Below are 18,972 nucleotides of genomic sequence, written 5' to 3' on the forward strand. Positions count from 1 at the left end.
ATCAGCTTTCCTCTACTTTTAACCTGATGTTCACAAAGTTGTATGCAGGCCATGGACCGCTGTAGTTAAAATCGACTTTATCTTTCCATTTTTCATGTGCATCATTAACCTTCTGATCAAAAAGCTCCTCAGAATCACGGTCAATTAAGAATGCGGCATTTAAAAGCATTGTTTCGCCAGTCGGTTCATTTGCTTTTGCGGCTTCAGCCGCTTCTTCAAGAGGCGCGAATACCTCGGCCTTCACTTCGCTTTGAAGATCAGCAAACAGTTTCTGGGCAATGCCTCCAAGCTGAATGCGTTCATAATATCCGGCCGCTTCAGACTTTCCTTTTACTGAAGCTGACATTTTTCCAACCTCTGAATGCTCATTTACTTTTGCTTCAAGCCATTCTTTTTTGCCGATGACTTTTAACCCGACTTCAATCTTCCCTTTAATCGCAGGGAACAGCTTTTCAAACTGAGGATACAGATTTTCCAGAAAGACTTTTACATCTTCTTTGGATGTAAAAACATTCCCGAAGCTGATCGGAATAACTGTATCATTTTTGCTCATAATTGCAGCAACTGCGTGCTGATGCATCATTAAATTTTGACGATTCGGATGATAGATTTTCATTGGGACCTCGGCTGCAACCATCGCTGCATCTTTGTAGCGAATCGTAAAGGTTTCCCTCTCTTCGCCTTCAATTTCCACTGTTCCAAAATCTTCATCTTCCGTCGTTTGAATCCCGCTGAAAATATATATACCCATTTCTTGTTCACTCATCATCAAACACTCCTCTAATCCAAGACGTCCATTTTCCTGCATTCATCTATTATTAATTGCTCTGCATCTGCTTTTGCATGATCCGAATCAAGGCATCGGCTGATAGGATGACATAAAATATCAAGGCATAAGCTTTGAAAATCCGGATCTTCACCATCTATTGGAATATCCTGTTCTGCTGCAAGCTTCGCTATCATAATCGAAGCTCTCAAACTAGGACCATTATTCTTATCGTTTGAGCAAGCATCCCGTAAATTCGTAACGAGAGTGGTAATAGCTCTTGCTTCGTTTTCTTCTGCATCTGTTTTTTCGGCTACGATTCTCGTCTCACGTTCAACATCTTTATAATCGATGAACATTGTAATCAAGCGATCAAGCAGGGCATCCTGCGTATCGTAAACTCCTGCATATTCAGCAGGATTACTGGTGAATATGACTGCGAAATCGGGATGAACCCGGACAAATGGTTCTGTTAATTTAGAGCCATATAACGGCAGGACACCCTCTTCTAAAATCGATAGAAAAATATTATTGGTAGTAGGGCGTGACCTTGTGAACTCATCGTAAATTAACGTATATCCATTTTTAACTGCTTCAAGCAGCCGTCCGTCTTTCCACATTTCACTGACACTTTCATCTTTTTTATAAACAGATCTGACATACTGATCAACGACCTTTTTACTCGTATACCCTGTAAAATCTCCAATTAAATCTTTGTTGTTTAATTCGTGATTTCCGTGCATAAGCATGACCGGCCGTTTTCTTTTTTTGGCAAGAGCAAGCGCAAGGGAGGTTTTTCCTGCACCTGAGGGGCCTGTAAAATGAACGGAATATCCGGCTTTCAAGTATTGCAGCGAACGCTTGAGAATATCCTTCGTCTCATCGTCCTGTATCAATGCTCTTGCATCTTTCTTTACCTTTTCTTTTAAGACCGTCATCTTTTCTTGCCTCCTGCCCGCTCATCCCTTACTGTTCCATACCGATTGCGCTTCGGTACCGAATGTCCAGTCTTTTAAAAGACGTGACTTCCTTATCTTTGTTTAATTGACAATCATAGGTTCCGAGCATTTCATCTTTTGCATATTTCTTCATATATTCTTTTTCTTCAATCACTTCAACCGTCACTCTCCAGCCCTCTTCCACTGCTTCCACCGAAGTAATTTTGTGCGGCGGTGCTACATGTTCACTGAAAAAGTCATTTACGTTTTTCATGATTTCTTTAATAGCCATAGTGTCGCCTCCGATTGTTCCTTCAGCCGTTTCAAGTTAAGAAGCAGGAGCCATTCATAGAACGGCCCCGGTCATTTGTATTACTTAAATACTAAACCGTGAACTTCTTTCATTTGATTGCTCTGGAAGACCTTTTTCCTCAACTTCATCACGAAGAAGACCTACAGCCTCTGCATAACGCAACCAAGTATCGACACTTGCAATAACGACACGTGCTTCAACCGTTAAAATCTCAATTCCGACTACTGATACTCTTGCAAATGCGTCTATTACGATCCCTTTGTCCAAAATCCGGTCAATAACTTCTGCTAAACTCGAACTGTTGTTGCTTTTTTGAATCGACATTTCTGTATTCTCCTCTCAGGTTAAGATCCAATTGATTTTATATCTGTAGAAGATTTCATATCATTGGAACTTTTGATCTTCGTAGAGCTTTTTAGATCTGTGGAGCTTTTAATTTGATTAACGCCTTTGATGCCTTTATAGCCTTTTACTTTTTTCTTATCATCTTTAGAAGAGATTTTTTCTTGAAAATCTTCTCCTGCTTCTTTCACATTTCCCAGCTTGTCTCTGACAGACAGCAGAATATCCTGAACCTTTTCTTTCGCTTCTTCTGCTTTGCCGTGAACTTTATCCGCGTTCTCGTCTTTTGCATGGCCAAGCTTTTCGGCAGCTGCATTTACTTTGTCCTGCAGCTTTTCTTCTGTCTTCTCGACGAATTTTTCCTTCGCCTTTTCTTTAACCTTATCCTCAACCTTTTCTTTAATAGGTTCAGGCGTATTTTCAATGATTTTTTTTCCAGCTTTTAAAGCGGCTTTTTTCATTTTATCCATCTAATCACCCCTTCAGGGCAGATCAATTATTTCTTTGCTTCAATGAGCTGATTCAGCATTTCTTCAATGCGCTGAAGCTGGTCATTCATGTTTTTGTTTTCCTCTTTCAACTCATCATATTGTGAAGAGTCTAATTCCTTTTCTTCACTTTTCTCATTTCCCGGAGAAGATTCTTTCTTTTTCTTCGGTGCAAGCAGGCTGCTTAAGTTTCCTTTATCAAGGTAGCCTGTTGCTGTCTGCCTGAGCGCAACCATTGCCTGCTCAGTAATGATTTCCTGTGCCGTTCTTCTTAATTCCTTGCCGGCCACTCTTACTACTTCTGATTGCCCAAGACTGTTAAACACTTTTTTGCTTGTCTCAGGACTTGAAAGCAATCCGATACCTGCTCCAACAACTCCTCCTAAAATGGCATAATTTAAGGAATTGTGCTGCTTCTCATCTTGATTCTGTTCTTCTTTTTGATTCGATTCTTCCTGATTTTCCATTTTTTCTTTCTTATCTTTGCTCGCCATGATTTATCCCCATTTCTTCATATAATAGTGATTCATCTATTAAAAGTTAAAAGCTGATTGTGTGCTTCGTTCATTCTTTTGACGATTTGCAAGACCTTCCTCCTGCACCTCATCACGCAGCAATCCGACAGCCTCTGCATATCGCAGCCAAGTGTCGACGCTTGCAATTACAACCCTTGCTTCAATCGTTAAAATCTCAATTCCTACAAGCGACACCCTGGCAAATGCATCAATTACAATTCCTTTGTCAAGAATCCGGTCAATAACTTCCGCTAAACTCGAACTATCCGCACTTTTTTGAATACTCATCTCTCTATTAGCTCCCTTCATTGACGATGTAAATTTGGGCAAGCCCTTATCGCTTTGTTATTGGGGTTATACCTTTTAGAAACACGCTTAAAACATCCGTTGGATAAAACAAGAAATAACATTCCATGATTTTCCAATATTTTCGTTTTGGTTTTAAATTTTGTAATGGATAAACGCTGTAAGCAAAGCATTTTTGTGGATTATTAAAGAAATCAAGACAAAAAAGTTAAATTTATTACAGGATGGTTACAAAGTGATTCAAAAGGGGGTTTTTCTTCGTTATGGGGATGAAAAAACCCCGTATTCGGTTGGAATACGGGGTTTTTTCATAATTGAGGAAGTCTAATCATTCAATAATTTGAATCGGCATTCTTCTTCTCAAACTTCGTTGTTTACCTATTAATCTTTTACATCTGCTTTCCTCTCATAATTCACTTCTCTAAATAACTTATCAAGATTTACATTACGGTCCCATGCAAGCTGAGTCTCACTGCACATATGGGGAAAGATGTACTTATCTACAATAACAGCGAAGTCTGTTTCATCAATAAGGTCGTATGTAGGAATTTCATAAACTATTTCATCAAAGGTTTTAATAACAATACGGTTGACCAAATTTACAGGATTACGCGCTAAATTAATTTGCTTAATATTTTGGAATGGTATATCGCCTTTCTTAGTACGCAGAAATCCACCTTCTCCTTGTAACATTGAAATTAAGACTTTTCCAGGAATAAGCCCCGGCAGAAACCAGAAAAACAAATAGAGGAAGATTGGAAAGAATAGAAAGCCGCCAACAAACCCAAACCCTTCTGAGATTGCATAACTTGACCCAAATAAGCCTCCTAAAATAAAAGCTGCCAAAACTCCGTAATAAAACTTATTTCCTTTGATATATAGTTTTGAGTTTTTTGATATTGTATTAAGCATTTGTTCCCTCCAAAACGATAGATAATTTCAAAAAGGGAGTCACAGATCTACTTGGATGCTAATCTGCATTATGATTTTTCCTCTCATAATTCATGCTTTTAAGAAATTGATCATCAGATATTTTTCGGTTCCAGGCTATTTTAACTTCATCTGTCATATTCGGAAAAATGTGTTCATCTACTATGTCATAGAAGTTTACTTCATGAAGTAAATTGTATGTTTTGAATTTAACGCTCTTGTTATCATAGGTCTCTACTATAACCTCATTAAATAAGTTTAAGGGGTTTCTCTTAAAATTAATATTTCGGATATTTTTAAACTGTACAGTTTTTTTCTTAGAAACAATACTGCCGTTCTCTCCCTTATATAGAATAAATAAAACTTTTCCTGGAATAAATCCTGGAAGTGCCCAAAGAGCTTCATATATAAAAAAGGGAGATAAAATCAAGCCGCCACCCAAATAGATTAATGAATAATCCGACTCAAATTTCAAGCCATAAGTAATCAATATATAACAAGCTGTTAAACCTCCAAATATAAAAAGTCCCATCCATAGATACATTAACAATGGACCTCTTACTTTTATAAAGCTGGGTTCTTCATGTGTATTAGGCAAGTTACTCAGCTCCTTTGCATTACATTTTCTAAAAAATACTTGCCCATTTATAACAGTTTCTTTCTATCTTTCATCTCTAACCCTAAAAGGATGAAGAACATAATCTAAATCAAGGCCAGCTTAATTAAGCTGGCCTCACAATAAAAACTAAATGTCTGTCTTTCTCTCATACTTTGCATGTTCAAACAATTCACTCAAATTCACATGACGGTCCCAGACTGCCTTTGCATCTTCTCTCATATTAGGATAAACATATTGATCTATTAAAATGGCAAAGTCTGTATCGTCAATTAGGTTATAAGTCCTTATTTTTCTTACTTCTCCCTGAAACGTTTCGATGACAATGTCATTTATCAGGTTGAGCGGGTTTCTTACAAAACGGATGCTCTTTATACTTGTAAAGGGAATAGTGTCTTTCTTGGCAATAATGGAGCCGTTTGCCCCTTCAATCACAACAAGCAGCGTTTTTCCCGGTACGAACCCCGGAAGTGACCATAATGTTAGATAAAGAAAGATTGGAAAAAGCAAAAAACCTCCTCCAAGGTAAAAAAACGAGTACTTTGAATCGAATTTAAAACCATTTACGATAAGAAAGATGCACGCTGCAAGTCCTCCAAAGGTAGCAAGCAGCATCCAGACATACATAAACTTGGAGCCTTTCATTTTGAGGCTGTTGTTTTCTTTTTGCAGGTTTAGCAAAGAAATCCTCCTCTTTATACAGATACAGTCTTTAATTTTTCTAGAAGGTCAGGAATAAAGCACTTATCAGCTTTTTTGACATCAAGTCCCTGAAGATGAGATCTGGTCAGTACCCAGACATTGAGTTGTCCAGGGACAAAAAAAGTAATATCAACAAGATCAGGGTTATTATTTACATCATATTTTAGATGCAGGAAACTGTCCATCTTCCCTTTTCTTCTGATTAAATCTGAAACAAGCTGTTCAAAATCAGGGGATGTTTCCAGAGCAGAAAATTTCATTACGATTTTTTGAGGTTCGTTAATCTGTTGACTTGCTTCTTCAAGCAGACCCTCAAACTCAGCATCAGTCAAAGAAAACGAAACATCGCCTTTGTCTGATGCTAATGAAGTCAATTGAAAAAAGGTATTAAGGTCTTTAACCGCACCCTCTTCTTCTACTTCCATTATTGCATGCACCTGATGATCATGAAGCATTTGATGCGAGTACATTCTTCCTTGTTTTTGGTGGTACGTAACGGATTCTTCATGAGCAAGATCAGGTGAAAATTTAGAAGCTTTTAGTGTGCTGTCAGCAGAGTTCAGAACATGAATGTATTCTGCGTATTCTTCTTTCAAATAATACTGATTGTCTACTTCTTTAACCAAGTCTTTAGCCAAGAGGGATCGCGATGCTATCTCAAGCATAAACTTTAAATCTTCTTCTGTTAAATTAGGAAAATACGTATCTTTTAACCCCATCCCTTGCTCATATAACCCTTCACTGTAAAAAGAAAATATAAGTTCTTCGATACTTAACTGTATGGAATTCATAATTTATTCCCAACCTCCTTAACCAAATGAGAATTTTCCTTTTAGAAAGTTTCCAGCCCCGTTTACAAGGGATTCAGCGGTATCTTTAGCCTTTGAAAGCCCTTTGCCGATATCTTTTACCTTACCTACAGGATCTGCAAGTGTTTCTTTTATTTGTTTGTTGGCAAAATCTACGCCGCTGTTAAAAGTATCCACTACCTTTCCGGCTTTTTCAAACCCGCTTTTAAACATATTTATACCGCCTTGAATTTGGTCATCAAATACCATGGCTGCTTTTTCACTAAATCCAGCTGTATATTTTGCAACTTTTTCACCGATTAGTCCGCCGACAAAAGAACCTGCAGATGCTCCAACAACTGTTCCTACAGGGCCAAAGATGCTTAGTGCTGCCCCTCCAACTACTGCACCTGCAATTGCTCCTCCGCTTATAGCAGCAGTATTGTTCACGGCATTCCCAACGGCCTTTGCATTTTCACGTTTTAAGACGTCCGGATCATTTCCATATTTGGAATAGTTCTCTGATATCTTGAGGCCCATTCCGCCTATTTCCATAACACCTGTAATAGCAACGGTTGTCAATGCATTGGTTTTTGCAAATTTAAGTCCTGACTTTGCAAAAGATGACACTTTTGAAGCATTTAAAGTGTTGTTTTTTATACCCTTTACAAATGTTTTAGCGTTATTTGTATAATTCACTACATCATCTGGAAGATATTTTGTATATTTTTTATGAACCAGGTCTGCAAATGACGAAGAATTGTATCTCGAAGAAAGGAAACTGACTTTCAAAAACCCTCTGGCTACTTTGCGGTACTTTGAATCATCAATTACATCTGATAAAGTCTGCAAGGCTTTCATATGTCTAAATGAATATAAATTATCTGTATTTCTAATAAATTGCGTTAATCCAAGACCATAAAATGTAGCCTGTCTCCCTACTAACGCCCCCATGGCAGTTAAAGCCCCATACTTCTCATGAAGTTTGTAAAGCTGGCCGATTAAGTTATCAGCTTCTGCAAATTTATTCCCTGTATTTCTGGCATCCTGCTCCATATCGCTTAGATGACTTACAAGTGCCTTGCCTGTATTCCATGGATCACCCACTCCATAAAAACAATGGCTGTATTCCGGAGGAGCACTCATAATCAAGTTTGCAAGCTCAATATGCAGCCGGCTATATTCTTCTTCAATATCTGATAACTTGTGAACAAATGAATTGGAAAGCTGATCCAGCTTATCCGGATCTACTGAAATTTTATTAGCCACTATATGAACTCCTTCCTTATTTCATTAATACTTATACTAAATGATAGAATTGATAGCCTAAAATAGCGATTTGAAACGGAAGCAAGAAGAAATCAATGCAACCTGGAACACAGCCGTCATCCATTCCTTTTTTCTCTTCTTTTTTCTTCTTCCGATTATAATTCGGATCATGATCATTACGATGGCTCATTGTGCACCTCATAAAAGTTGAATTTAGTCATTATAATAAATGTAAAAATTGTTAACGTTAAATCCCTAAAAAATCATTACACCCTGGCACACAGCCGTCATTCATTCCCTGTCTTTCGTCCACTTTCTTTTTCTTTTTGCTTGAACGATGGTTCATGCTGCACCCCTAACTTCTTACTGCACATCTAATTTCTTCAGGCGGAGAATTCTCTCAAGTCTCTCTAATTCTTCCTGTCTTTCAATCTCTTCACGCACTCGGTCAACGGAGTCGGCAGCAGCTTCGAGTTCACGGCTGATGTCGTAGAGGTTGTCTGAGTGTCTTTGGAACAGGATCTGGGCTTCGTCCATGGCGGAATCAAATTTGCTGCGGCTTTTACCGCTCCATGTAGCTGCATTGTTGTTTATATCTTGAAGCAATTTTGCTTCCTGGTCTTTAACGGAATCTGATGCTTCCTGAAAAACCCTTGCAAGGGCTCTGACGTGTTCAGAATTCATTATGTCACCTCACCAATTCTTACATTTTTCTATGTATATCCTTCAAGTTTCTACAGAATCATCCCGTTTTGCACATATAAGAAAATATTACTAGATTTAATTTCCAATTTCCATAAGTCTCCAGTAACATTTTCTAAGACCGAGTGTTCAGACTTTCATGCGGGGAAAGTAATGCTTTTGAATAGACAAATGTTCAAATCGGAAAAACATTAGGACTTAGTAATGATATGAAAGAAGAAAAATATCCCAATTATCTAATACCACCTGCCCATAAATAGATAAACCTATTTTTATAACAATTTCCAGAAAAACAAAAAGCCTGGAATTCTCCAAGCTTCTTCATCATTAATTCAGTTGTTTATCTTCCTTGCTGTTTATGACGATTTTATAGTTATCACCTTTAATGGTATTCTTTACTTTTTCAGAAGTTAAATAAACCTCAATTGTTTTTTCTATAGCACCCGCAAGTTCCTTGGCACTATCGTCTTTATAAGAAACGCTTGTCGTGATATAAATGGCAAAATAATCATATTTATTCGTGTAGCCGATACCTTTTACTTTATATTCAGCTTTGGCAGTAAGGCCGTCTGCAATGGTGTTAAAGATCGGCATCCATCTGTCTTCACGCTCTTTTTTGGCTCTGTCGAATGTATGCACTTTAACTGAATAGTTACCAAACTGTTCCTCTTTAAGACGACCCGAGACAGCTGTTTTGATTTCTTCGATTCGCGGTTCATCCTTTGGCAGGTCAAATTCAATCACGCCTTCTTGAATGCCAAAGCCTATTTGTGTATATCCGTATCCCGCCAGGATTTCAAGCACATGCTCACTTATTTTGTGCTGCTCTCTCGCTTGTTCTAATTCAGCTTGTGAAGGTTCTTCCACTGGTTCTGATTTAGAGATGACGATGGTATAAGCATTATCGTTTCTTTTCATTAAGATTCCTTGAATCAGTTCTTCCACATCCTGCTTCACATCATCATAATATTCATCGGTGCCGACGATTCTTACACTGATTTCCCTCGGCTGCACCCCAACCCCCAAGCCGTCCCATTTGTACCCTTTATCGTCCAGCGCTTTTTGCAGTTCTTCCATAAGCGGCTGTTTTTCTGTTTCAAATAAAAGATTTAAGATCGGAATTTTTGCAGCAACCTGCGCTACACTAGGCGACGCAAAGGCAGTGCCAATAAAAAGCATGAAGGCAGCAGCTAAAGCCAGTACAGCAAGAACCGGTTTTTTCTTAAAGAAGCTGTTCTTTTTAAGGTCTGCCTGAAAAGCACGCCATTCCAGGTCCATCTGATCTTCCGCCTCTTTCTCAATTTGTCCTTCCGAATAACGTTCCGGCAGTTTTCCGATGAACGTTTCGATTGAGTTCGGCACCTGCCAATCACTGAAATCGTTGATGTTATTTTCCCTTTTAGAGCCCATTTGCTTTAACCCCCTCAGTGTACCTGTTTGAGTCTTTCAGAACGCGGGCGAGCATTTGTTTTCCCCGTTTCATTCTTGTTTTTACAGTGTTTATATTTTCTCCCAGAACAAGCGAAATCTCTTTCATGCTCATCTCTTCATAATAATGAAGATAAATTGGGAGGCTTTGTTCTTTTTTCAGTTCCAGGATACGGGCCAGCATTTCCTGTTTGTTCTCCTTTTGGATGATGAGCTGCTGGGCTGAATTAGAGCCGCCGTTCCCTTCCTGCTGATGGTAATCATCCAGTTCCGTTACCCCATGCCTATTGTTTTTTCTGTATAAATCAATTGATTTTGAATAGACAACCCGGTAAAACCAAGGTTTAAAATGAGTCATATCACTGTTTTTCATAATGCTGATATACGCGCCTTCTAAAGCATTCTGAAGGGCATCCTCTGCATGCTCTTTTGACCGGAGAATCAAGAAAGCGGTTTGATAGGCTGAAGGAAGCAGATCTTTGACTAAATCGCCAAATGCATCCTTGTCCCCTTTTCTGATTCTCTTTATAAGCTCATCCTCTTTCTTCAATTGGGAGGCCCCCCTTTTGGTTTGTACATAATATATAACGAAATGGAAGGTTCATTCGGTTTCACTTTTTTCTTCCCCAAAAAACTTTATGGTATTAAAAAAGTGAGCTGCGCAGGCACCTCACCTTTTCTTTTCGCTTTTTCATACTGTTCTGTTACTGTGTAATAGGTATAGAGCTATTTTCGAATTTATCGATCATTATTTATTCTAATGCGAAAAGCTGCAGGTTAACTGGAACTTCAATGCACAGCAAGGCGTGGGAACTTACTATGTTGATACGGATAAGAGTAATAAAATGATAGTCAAAAAAACCAGACGAAACTACATCTGGTTTTTTTCTGATAATAGGAATGCTTATTTTACTTGCCCCTTCCCTGTCATCATATATTTAATCGTTGTCAGCGCAGGCAACCCATCGGTCCGCGTGCATGCATGCTTTTCTAATAACAACTCTTTTTATCTGCTTCTCTTCTTTCAACATCCTATCCCTCTCTGAGAATATCTGTCATCCTTTTCTGGTACATTCGGCTTAAGACGTCACCAATGCTCCTGACATCTCTTCATTCAGCTCTTGCGAACGTTTCGCCGCATGATGAATCGCCTGTGAAATGGCTTTTCCGCCATTATTTTTCCGCAATGCCTCAAGGCCTGATGCTGTCGTTCCATTTGGTGAAGTGACTTTTTTTCTTAAACTCGCCGGTGCTTCGTCGTTTGCCATAATCATTTTCGCTGCGCCAAGAATGGTTTGAGCAATAATCTCGCGGACCATCTCTTCGTCCATTCCTTTTTCAACGCCCGCCTGCTCCATATGCTCCATTAAATAATAAAAGTAAGCCGGACCGCTTCCTGCAATGCCTGTAAAAATATCCATCTGCTCTTCTTCAATTAAAAAGACTTTGCCCATACAGCTGAGCAGCTCTTTCACAGCAAGCACATTGTCCATCACCGTATATCTTCCTGGGCTAAGCGCTGTAGCTGATTCCTGGATCATGCTGGACGTATTCGGCATCACGCGCACAACCTGCTGATCACTATTTAAATGATCTTCCATAAAAGTTGTTGAAATGCCCGCTAAAACAGAAATCACAACCTGGTCCGCTCTAACTTTATCCTTTAGTGCCTGAAGTGCATCCGCTGCGCCCTGAGGTTTCATGGCTAAAATAAACAAATCAATTTCTTCATAAGGCAAGGCATTCTGATCGACGGCATTCACTCCGTACACATGATTCAATTCTTCAAGCCGCAATTGAGTACTTCTATTTGTGACATATATGTTTTCTGCCGGAATGATGCCGACCTGTATAATCCCTGAAATCATTGACTCTGCCATCGAACCTGCACCTAAAAATGCAACTGTTTTTTCTCTTAACATAATGAGCCCCCTCAAGATCTATGTTCGTGTCCGTTCGTCTTTTTTCAACGTTTATTATCGTAACATGCTGAGAGATAGTTTCAAGGGAATACAGGACAATTATAAGGAATAGACCGAGATAGTGAAGGGAAGCGTTAACATTAAGGGATTACCTATGAGTGAATTCGTTTAAACGGGAATAATCGGCTGTAATCGGGGGATTTGCGGATATTTGGCCAGGCGGCCGCCTCGAGGGGATTAGGTGACAATTGGACAAAATAAAGTATTTGAGCTGTTTTGGCAAGTAAAATGGGAAATTTGGAAAGTAAAAATAGTGGAAAAGAAAGTATTCTGCTGAAAAATGGAAAGTATTAAATAAAAAAAGTGCCCCCATTGAAGTGACCCCTAAAAGTTAGACACATAATTTCGTTAAGCTACTTGTTGGGCAAGAGTCCGGTATTGTACCGGGCTCTTGCCTTTTAATTTTGTCTTAATTCGTTTGTGGTTATAGTAATGGATGTACTTCCTTAGTTCTTCTTTAAAATGTTCCACATTTTTAAAGTCTTGGTAAAAAAGGAATTCTGATTTTAGAATGCCAAAAGAAATTTTCAATGACCGCATTGTCGTAACAGTTCCCTTTACGAGACATGCTTTGAGTGATGTCCTTTTTCTTCAAAGCCAGACGGTATTTCTTCATTTGATAGTGCCATCCTTGATCCGAGTGAATGAGTAACGTATCTTCTTTGCGCATTTTTCTTAGGGCTTTATTTAACATACTCGATACAAGGGAATAGGTCGGTCTAGAGCCAATCGTATAGGTGAGAATTTCGCCATTGTATAAATCTAGCATAGGTGAAAGATACAGTTTTTCTCCAAATAATTTGAACTCGGTAATATCGGTTACCCATTTCTCATTCGGCTTGGACGCCTTGAAGTTCCGATTTAGCACATTTTCGGCAACCTTGCCTGCTTCACCTTTGTACGACCGATATTTCTTTATGCGGACTAGGCACTTCAATCCTAGTTCTCTCATAAGTCGATAAACTTTCTTATGATTAACATGCAGTCCTCGGTTGGCTAGCTCAGCACGAATACGCCGGTACCCGTATCGGCCTTTATGTTCATGAAAAATGTCTTTAATCGCCGTTTTTAATTCAGCATCTTTATCTGGGCGTTCAAGCTGCTTCGTCAAATGGTAATAGGTACTGCGAGGAATACCCGCAAGCTTTAAGAGTGATTTCACCGGGAATTCCTGCCTCAATTCATAGACTACTTTCGCTTTGTCTTGTTTGGTGATTTTTCTTTGTTCTGAACTAAGGCATTCAACTTTTTTACATAAGCAAGCTCCATACGTAAACGTTCATTTTCAGCCTGAAGAGCTTCAATAGAACCTGTCACTGGTTCTTTTATCTCGCTTACTTTAGGGTTTTCTTTTTTCATCGATGACCGCCCCTTTTCCCTTGGAATAAGGCCGTCCACTCCTTGTGTGTCGAATAACCTCTTCCATCGATTAATCGTAGAGGGAGATTGAATTTTAAAGATCGCAGCTGTCTCACTGAGGGACGTCCCGTGTTCGTTCATATAGGTAAGTACCTTTAGTTTATCGTCCAAAGAATAGGTTGTATATCGTTTTTTAAACGCATTTTCTCCGTTATATTGATACTGCTGGATCCACCTGTGAAAAACCCCATGAGCTACTCCTATGGATTTTGCGATCGCTTTGTGTCCTTCAATGCCATTAAGATATCGCTTAACGGCATTTACCTTTTCCTGTTCTGTAAATTTAGCCATAAAAAAACTGCACCTCCAAATGTTAGGTCGTGTCTAACATTTGGGGTGCAGTTCACATGGGCCACTCTCTAACAGCTTCCTGATTCATAACCCGCTTATCTTTCATATACAGGGCTCTTTCCGATCAAAAATACTACAGCCATAACAAGAAAGTTGCTTCTGCCATCAGATGAAAAACCCAGCTCAGTAAAAAGTAACGTAATGCTCAGATTTTTAGCAGTCTGGGCATTTCCTTTTTTGGGCTTATTCAAATGAAAGCCCCGATTGTTGAAGATAAGTTAAAGGCTAAGTTGATTTAATATTTACTTACTTAACTTAATTATTAATTAAAGATAGTCCAAGGTAAACGGCTGCCCCCCACATTATTAAGGCTGATATTTTATTCAATACAAGCATAAAGTTTCCTGATTTATCGAGTTTTCCACTCATACGCCCAATTAGCGCAAGTCCTAAAAACCAACTCCACGAAACCAGCATACATGAAAAAACAAATATTATTTTTTCTTCCCCCTGGTATCTTAACGAACCTGGTCCTATTACACCCATCGTGTCCATTATTGCATGAGGGTTAAGTAAGGAAACAGATGCCGCAAACAACACTTGTTTCTTCAAAGAAAATTTCTTTGCCATTTCTTCTCTTTCATTACTCGGTTTACTATTCCAAGTGGTCCATCCCATATAAATTAAAAAGATAAAACCTCCCCCAATAAGGATCGTTTTAATCCAAAATGAACCTAGAATTAGTAATGAAACCCCTAAAACAGACACTAAAATCAAAAGCGTATCACACAAAGAGGCTGTAATCACAACTGGTAATGCTTTAATAAATCGTGGCTGCAGTGCCCCTTGATTAAAAACAAAAATATTTTGGACACCAAGAGGCAGAATCAATCCCAGTGCAAGAATAAATCCATGAATAAATGGTTCTAACATTCAATGTTCTCCCTTTCTTCCAATTTATGAAACTAGTCTTAGTTTAGTTGAAGAGATTCACCATGTCTCCAACCAATTGGATGGATTTCATTCCAACCAAATCATATAATATATAGTAAAGTAAATAAAAAGGAGAACCTTTGGATGTCTTCAATCGATTGGAAGCCGAATAAGTCTTCACCTGTACCATTACATAAACAAATAACTGAACTTATGAAAGAAAAAATAGCCAATGGTGAATGGACGATAGGATATAAGCTCCCTCCTCAACGCACGTTAGCAAAAGCTTTTGAAGTAAATAGAAGTACAGTTGTAACGGCTTATGATGAATTAACAGCGGAAGGACTTATTGAAGGAAAAACCGGCAGTGGAACAAGAGTGGTTAATAATACATGGAACCTTTTAGCAACCGCCCCTCCCCCGGATTGGAGTTCCTACGTAAATTCTGGCATTCACGAGCCCAACTTGCCAACGATTCAAGAAATAAATCAAGCTGAATTTATTCCTGACATAATCCGTTTAGGAACCGGAGAATTATCACCAGAACTCATGCCTTGCTCTTCAATGAAACAAGTTTTCGAAAAATTGTCTACTGGAGAAATATCTTATGGCTATGAAGAACCGAAGGGGCTGTTGGCACTCAGAGAGCAAATAAGCAGCTATTTAAAAACAATTGGAATTCAAGCTTCACCCTCTTCCATTTTAATCGTTTCAGGTGCTTTACAAGCCCTGCAGCTTATTAGTGTTGGTTTATTACATAAAGGATCTACTGTATTAACGGAAAAGCCATCGTATCTAAATTCACTGCATGTCTTCCAGTCAGCAGGTATGCAATTAGTTGGCATCCCGTTAGATAAAGAAGGAATTAAAGCCAATCATATTCCACAATATAAAAAACAGCATAAAGCTGCTTTACTTTATACAATTCCTTCTTTTCACAACCCGACTGGAACTTTAATGACTGCTGAAAGACGTGATCAATTGTTAAACATCTGTCAACAAGAACAATTACCTATAATTGAGGATGATGTTTACCGGGAATTATGGTTTGATGAAAAACCGCCAAAACCGCTTAAGGCTTTTGACAAAAATGGACTTGACCTATATATAGGAAGTTTATCTAAATCTTTAAGTCCAGGTCTTCGAATTGGCTGGATCGTTGGTCCAGAACCAGTTATTGAGCACTTAGCAGATATTAAAATGCAAACCGATTATGGTTCAAGTTCTTTATCACAGTGGGCAGCAGCAGAATGGTTTTCCAGCGGACTTTATGATCAGCATCTTAAAGAAATAAGAAAACAGCTTAAAATACGAAGAGATTTTACACTAAATACTTTAAATCAGTATTTTTCCAGTATTGCAACATGGGAAAAGCCAAGTGGAGGATTTTATGTTTGGGTACGTTTATTACCGTCAATCTCTATAAGAAAACTATTTGAACATGCACTTGCAGAAGGCATATTACTAAACCCGGGAAACGTCTATGACAATCAGGCTGACCAGTATCTGCGTATTTCCTATTCCTTTGCATCTCTTTCAAGTTTAGAAGATGGTCTGCGCCGTTTATCCATTATAGTAAGAAGACTAGTCGAATAGGTACGATCAGGAAGAACGCAATTACAACGCTATGATGCTGTCTTTATTATGAAAGAAAATCTCTCTCAAGCTGCTGAAAGTCAATATGCAGATAGTTACATAAATTCAACAGGTTTACGCTTTGAGTAAACACCAACTTGAGTTGTTTAAAAATAATTTGAAATATGAATTATTATTAGTGGATGAGGAATTTATAGGCAAAATAATCCTGAACATCCAGTGCCTCCTAAAAATCATAGCATCCGCCTGAATAAAGTGAAAACTATCGATAAAAAGACAGCACACTTCCAATCTACATTCGATTTAAACGGGGAAGAAAAAATCATGAACTTTAAGCTGAAAAATACAATTTTGCAATTTGATTTTTCAAGCTTTGTCCCAGCTAAGGACTTACAACCATTTACTGTTGAACTTCCAGTAGAGAAAAAATAAACTTACCAGCATCTTTTTAGTGTTGCCACATACACTCTGGACAAGTGGGGTGCTGTTCACTATTCGTGAGGAAAGGTAAATAAAGAATGTAGCAGTGAGCATATGCCTCCCGATAATCAGGGGGGCTTTAATTTGTATAATAAATGATAGATTATTTATGACAACAGCTTTTTTATTAGGATTGATCCTTTAATTAAATGGACGCATCTCTTGTTAGAGAAATGCGCCCCTTAACGGAACAACTCTATTACCACTCAACAACTCCCTTGATCCAATTTTTAATTTAGATGTACTTTTTCTTTTGGACATAAAAACACCCCTTTAGAGGATATTATCCAAAGGGGTAAAACGGTGCAACTTTATTATAAACAGCGCGTCTTTTTTATAAACATCGTGACTTTATTTCAAAGCCACATCAGTCAATAAAACCTTTTCATTTGTTCCTAATTTAATGGTGTACTCTGTCGGTATCCATAAACCCGTATTTTCGTCCCTGCCTTGAAGCACATAGTTTGGATTCTTTTCTCCGATTTGAGAAGCGGCAATGGCTGATAGCTTTCCTATATTTCCACCACTGACACGGTTTACAATCAACACAAGCTCCGTATCCGAGAACTCTGTCATCATTTCATAATCCCCATTGCTGTCGCCTGCCACCAATATTGGACCACGTCCCCTTTTTTTACTTGCGATCTCTTTTTGGATCACTTCCGTTTTACCATGCATTCCAGTAAACGGCCAATCCTCTTTATAGTAAGGTTCATACTTGCCGTCTTTCATTTCTAATCGCATGCCAAGGATATTATTCTTTGGCACATTGTAGCCGTATTTTGGATTATTGGCGAACACTTCGACGAGGTCTCCTAATGACGCGGTAACAACATACACATCAATACCGTTCGCTTGCAATGTATGCATTAAGTTTGACATTTCAGGTGTCAGCCGGATTCCAGTATAATAAGAACTGCTAACAACGCCAGCTTCTCCTTTTAAAGATTCTGGACTTTTCAATGTCACTTTAGATAATTCTCTTCCAAGATTGGCATCATTGGACGCTTCCCCCAAGCTTTGAAGCTCCTCACGCGTCATATTTGTAAAAAAGTAGAGAATCCATTTCCAACCAATATTTGCTCCATGTGTATCATTAATGGCTTCATACATGTACAACAGCTTTGTTTTAAAATCCTTAAAATCGTCTGTTGCTGTCACTTCTTCTAATGATTTTCCCCTCTGCAGCTCTTGATACAGGAATTGATAATCCCTATCTACATCTGCAGCGATCTCCTCTATCGTAACAGGATTGCCTTCCAAGTTTTTATAATCCTCTAAAAATTCGCCTGGTGGAACGTCCTTTCGAATAATTTTTGAAAACTCTTCTGGGGTTAACTTATATGCCAAATGATCAATTAGATAAACAAAAAGAGCTTCTTCTGTGTCATTCATAATGTTTGTGTTATCCCAATCAAAGACAGCATAAGGTTTCTTTTTCGGGTTATATTTTGGATTGTTTTTACCGTACTTATCTATTAAACTCTGAACAGCTTTGTACGTATGTGGCGCCCATTTTCCTTCATCCAGCACTTGAACATATTTGTGTCTATTATTTTCTGCTTTTTTAACAGGCATTGCTTGTCCAGCAGATGCTGTACTAATTGTTGAAAAGAGAAGCAAACTTAAAATCATGGTCATGACTGAACCCTTTACTCTGTTCTTCATTGCTTAACACTCCCCCTAAAAAAGTAAAATGCTAATCCTCCCGTTTCTGGCTATGGTCAATTCGAAATTTTTGCCATGAACGTTCCTCCTTTTTTTCAATTTCACGGATAATGAAGCCATCTTTTTATGTAGGGTTGTTGAGTGTAATCCTATATCCGCCACTATTTAGAAACGCTTCAGTATACTCTCACTCTGTTGATATTTCGCTTTACTGTCAGTCTTTACCGTTTCAGCAAACTTAAATTTTCCTGAAAGCATTTGAAAGATCGCAAAGTTTATACTGAATATTCCGAATATTAAGTATAATTTTAATATTAGCAGTTAAATTTGTAAAGGTTCTTTTTCGAACGAGAAGAAAAGGAAATGGGTAACGTTAGGTCAAATGCATAAAATCCCACTTTTTTTATGCAACTTCTTATTCAAGAAAATGGCCCGTTTGTTTAATAAGATAAAATCCTACATAATAAACGGTTTATCTTTTTTTAAACGGTACATCTAAT

General features: G+C 38.3%; 20 protein-coding genes and 1 pseudogene. 1 reads left to right on the forward strand and 20 read right to left on the reverse strand.

Annotated features, from left to right (window positions below; all coding sequences use genetic code 11):
* Position 1 precedes the first annotated feature (1 nt).
* The 19 genes and pseudogenes from QFZ72_RS26445 to QFZ72_RS26535 form a co-directional block, all read right to left on the reverse strand.
* The gene (locus QFZ72_RS26445; protein ID WP_307439244.1) at positions 2-769 is read right to left on the reverse strand and encodes a GvpL/GvpF family gas vesicle protein; all 768 of its coding nucleotides are present in this window, start codon (positions 767-769) and stop codon (positions 2-4) included.
* 11 nt (positions 770-780) lie between these two features.
* The gene (gene gvpN / locus QFZ72_RS26450; RefSeq protein ID WP_307439246.1) at positions 781-1,704 is read right to left on the reverse strand and encodes a gas vesicle protein GvpN; all 924 of its coding nucleotides are present in this window, start codon (positions 1,702-1,704) and stop codon (positions 781-783) included.
* Positions 1,705-1,732: 28 nt separating this feature from the next.
* A complete protein-coding gene (gene gvpO, locus QFZ72_RS26455; RefSeq protein ID WP_307439248.1) occupies positions 1,733-1,996 on the reverse strand; it encodes a gas vesicle protein GvpO in 264 nt (87 codons plus the stop codon).
* A gap of 84 nt (positions 1,997-2,080) precedes the next feature.
* Entirely contained in the window at positions 2,081-2,341 is a 261-nt protein-coding gene (gvpJ, locus tag QFZ72_RS26460) for a gas vesicle protein GvpJ (protein WP_307439250.1), read from the reverse strand.
* A gap of 20 nt (positions 2,342-2,361) precedes the next feature.
* Positions 2,362-2,829 (reverse strand): gas vesicle protein GvpQ, encoded by a 468-nt coding sequence (gene gvpQ / locus QFZ72_RS26465; RefSeq protein WP_307439252.1) that lies wholly within the window; start codon positions 2,827-2,829, stop codon positions 2,362-2,364.
* Between the two features lie 26 nt (positions 2,830-2,855).
* On the reverse strand, positions 2,856-3,341 hold the full coding sequence (gvpT, locus tag QFZ72_RS26470) for a GvpT/GvpP family gas vesicle accessory protein (RefSeq protein ID WP_307439253.1): 486 nt from the start codon (positions 3,339-3,341) through the stop codon (positions 2,856-2,858).
* A gap of 39 nt (positions 3,342-3,380) precedes the next feature.
* Positions 3,381-3,650, reverse strand: coding sequence for a gas vesicle protein GvpJ (gene gvpJ / locus QFZ72_RS26475; protein ID WP_307439255.1), 270 nt, complete (start codon positions 3,648-3,650; stop codon positions 3,381-3,383).
* A 399-nt stretch (positions 3,651-4,049) separates the two neighbouring features.
* The gene (locus QFZ72_RS26480) at positions 4,050-4,580 is read right to left on the reverse strand and encodes a DUF5381 family protein (protein WP_307439257.1); all 531 of its coding nucleotides are present in this window, start codon (positions 4,578-4,580) and stop codon (positions 4,050-4,052) included.
* Between the two features lie 58 nt (positions 4,581-4,638).
* A complete protein-coding gene (locus QFZ72_RS26485) occupies positions 4,639-5,196 on the reverse strand; it encodes a DUF5381 family protein (RefSeq protein ID WP_307439260.1) in 558 nt (185 codons plus the stop codon).
* Positions 5,197-5,343: 147 nt separating this feature from the next.
* A complete protein-coding gene (locus QFZ72_RS26490) occupies positions 5,344-5,895 on the reverse strand; it encodes a DUF5381 family protein (RefSeq protein ID WP_307439262.1) in 552 nt (183 codons plus the stop codon).
* 14 nt (positions 5,896-5,909) lie between these two features.
* Positions 5,910-6,707 carry a hypothetical protein gene (locus tag QFZ72_RS26495; RefSeq protein WP_307439264.1) on the reverse strand — a complete coding sequence of 266 codons (798 nt, stop codon included), beginning with the start codon at positions 6,705-6,707 and terminating at the stop codon, positions 5,910-5,912.
* An 18-nt stretch (positions 6,708-6,725) separates the two neighbouring features.
* On the reverse strand, positions 6,726-7,973 hold the full coding sequence (locus QFZ72_RS26500; RefSeq protein WP_307439266.1) for a hypothetical protein: 1,248 nt from the start codon (positions 7,971-7,973) through the stop codon (positions 6,726-6,728).
* A gap of 31 nt (positions 7,974-8,004) precedes the next feature.
* A complete protein-coding gene (locus QFZ72_RS26505; RefSeq protein WP_307439267.1) occupies positions 8,005-8,163 on the reverse strand; it encodes a hypothetical protein in 159 nt (52 codons plus the stop codon).
* Positions 8,164-8,336: 173 nt separating this feature from the next.
* Positions 8,337-8,657, reverse strand: a complete 321-nt coding sequence (locus QFZ72_RS26510) for a WXG100 family type VII secretion target (RefSeq protein WP_223439313.1) — start codon at positions 8,655-8,657, stop codon at positions 8,337-8,339.
* A gap of 345 nt (positions 8,658-9,002) precedes the next feature.
* Positions 9,003-10,085: a DUF4030 domain-containing protein gene (locus tag QFZ72_RS26515; protein WP_307439269.1), complete on the reverse strand. Its 1,083-nt coding sequence runs from the start codon at positions 10,083-10,085 to the stop codon at positions 9,003-9,005.
* Positions 10,075-10,653 (reverse strand): RNA polymerase sigma factor, encoded by a 579-nt coding sequence (locus tag QFZ72_RS26520; RefSeq protein ID WP_307439271.1) that lies wholly within the window; start codon positions 10,651-10,653, stop codon positions 10,075-10,077. Before QFZ72_RS26520 ends, QFZ72_RS26515 begins: the two co-directional genes overlap by 11 nt.
* Positions 10,654-11,182: 529 nt before the next feature.
* Positions 11,183-12,025: a pyrroline-5-carboxylate reductase gene (gene proC / locus QFZ72_RS26525; protein WP_307439273.1), complete on the reverse strand. Its 843-nt coding sequence runs from the start codon at positions 12,023-12,025 to the stop codon at positions 11,183-11,185.
* Between the two features lie 408 nt (positions 12,026-12,433).
* Positions 12,434-13,795: pseudogene (locus QFZ72_RS26530) on the reverse strand (IS3 family transposase).
* 315 nt (positions 13,796-14,110) lie between these two features.
* Positions 14,111-14,728 (reverse strand): LysE/ArgO family amino acid transporter, encoded by a 618-nt coding sequence (locus QFZ72_RS26535; protein WP_307439274.1) that lies wholly within the window; start codon positions 14,726-14,728, stop codon positions 14,111-14,113.
* A 144-nt stretch (positions 14,729-14,872) separates the two neighbouring features.
* On the opposite strand from QFZ72_RS26535, the gene pdxR reads away from it, so the two are divergent.
* On the forward strand, positions 14,873-16,324 hold the full coding sequence (gene pdxR / locus QFZ72_RS26540) for a MocR-like pyridoxine biosynthesis transcription factor PdxR (RefSeq protein WP_307439276.1): 1,452 nt from the start codon (positions 14,873-14,875) through the stop codon (positions 16,322-16,324).
* A gap of 831 nt (positions 16,325-17,155) precedes the next feature.
* On the opposite strand, the gene QFZ72_RS26545 is transcribed toward pdxR, so the two are convergent.
* Entirely contained in the window at positions 17,156-18,472 is a 1,317-nt protein-coding gene (locus QFZ72_RS26545) for a haloacid dehalogenase-like hydrolase (RefSeq protein WP_307439280.1), read from the reverse strand.
* Positions 18,473-18,972 lie beyond the last annotated feature (500 nt).

Origin of the sequence: Bacillus sp. V2I10 (assembly GCF_030817055.1) — a bacterium.
GTDB lineage: Bacteria > Bacillota > Bacilli > Bacillales > Bacillaceae > Bacillus_P.

What these genes read in the sequence shown, in the direction of transcription:
- gvpQ (WP_307439252.1), bottom strand. Translation starts at nt 2,829, where the DNA reads ATGGATAAAATGAAAAAAGCCGCTTTAAAAGCTGGAAAAAAAATCATT.
- gvpN (WP_307439246.1), bottom strand. Translation starts at nt 1,704, where the DNA reads ATGACGGTCTTAAAAGAAAAGGTAAAGAAAGATGCAAGAGCATTGATA.
- pdxR (WP_307439276.1), top strand. Translation starts at nt 14,873, where the DNA reads ATGTCTTCAATCGATTGGAAGCCGAATAAGTCTTCACCTGTACCATTA.
- QFZ72_RS26535 (WP_307439274.1), bottom strand. Translation starts at nt 14,728, where the DNA reads ATGTTAGAACCATTTATTCATGGATTTATTCTTGCACTGGGATTGATT.
- gvpT (WP_307439253.1), bottom strand. Translation starts at nt 3,341, where the DNA reads ATGGCGAGCAAAGATAAGAAAGAAAAAATGGAAAATCAGGAAGAATCG.
- gvpJ (WP_307439255.1), bottom strand. Translation starts at nt 3,650, where the DNA reads ATGAGTATTCAAAAAAGTGCGGATAGTTCGAGTTTAGCGGAAGTTATT.
- QFZ72_RS26545 (WP_307439280.1), bottom strand. Translation starts at nt 18,472, where the DNA reads ATGAAGAACAGAGTAAAGGGTTCAGTCATGACCATGATTTTAAGTTTG.
- QFZ72_RS26515 (WP_307439269.1), bottom strand. Translation starts at nt 10,085, where the DNA reads ATGGGCTCTAAAAGGGAAAATAACATCAACGATTTCAGTGATTGGCAG.
- QFZ72_RS26480 (WP_307439257.1), bottom strand. Translation starts at nt 4,580, where the DNA reads ATGCTTAATACAATATCAAAAAACTCAAAACTATATATCAAAGGAAAT.
- QFZ72_RS26445 (WP_307439244.1), bottom strand. Translation starts at nt 769, where the DNA reads ATGATGAGTGAACAAGAAATGGGTATATATATTTTCAGCGGGATTCAA.
- gvpJ (WP_307439250.1), bottom strand. Translation starts at nt 2,341, where the DNA reads ATGTCGATTCAAAAAAGCAACAACAGTTCGAGTTTAGCAGAAGTTATT.
- QFZ72_RS26505 (WP_307439267.1), bottom strand. Translation starts at nt 8,163, where the DNA reads ATGAGCCATCGTAATGATCATGATCCGAATTATAATCGGAAGAAGAAA.
- QFZ72_RS26495 (WP_307439264.1), bottom strand. Translation starts at nt 6,707, where the DNA reads ATGAATTCCATACAGTTAAGTATCGAAGAACTTATATTTTCTTTTTAC.
- gvpO (WP_307439248.1), bottom strand. Translation starts at nt 1,996, where the DNA reads ATGGCTATTAAAGAAATCATGAAAAACGTAAATGACTTTTTCAGTGAA.
- QFZ72_RS26510 (WP_223439313.1), bottom strand. Translation starts at nt 8,657, where the DNA reads ATGAATTCTGAACACGTCAGAGCCCTTGCAAGGGTTTTTCAGGAAGCA.
- proC (WP_307439273.1), bottom strand. Translation starts at nt 12,025, where the DNA reads ATGTTAAGAGAAAAAACAGTTGCATTTTTAGGTGCAGGTTCGATGGCA.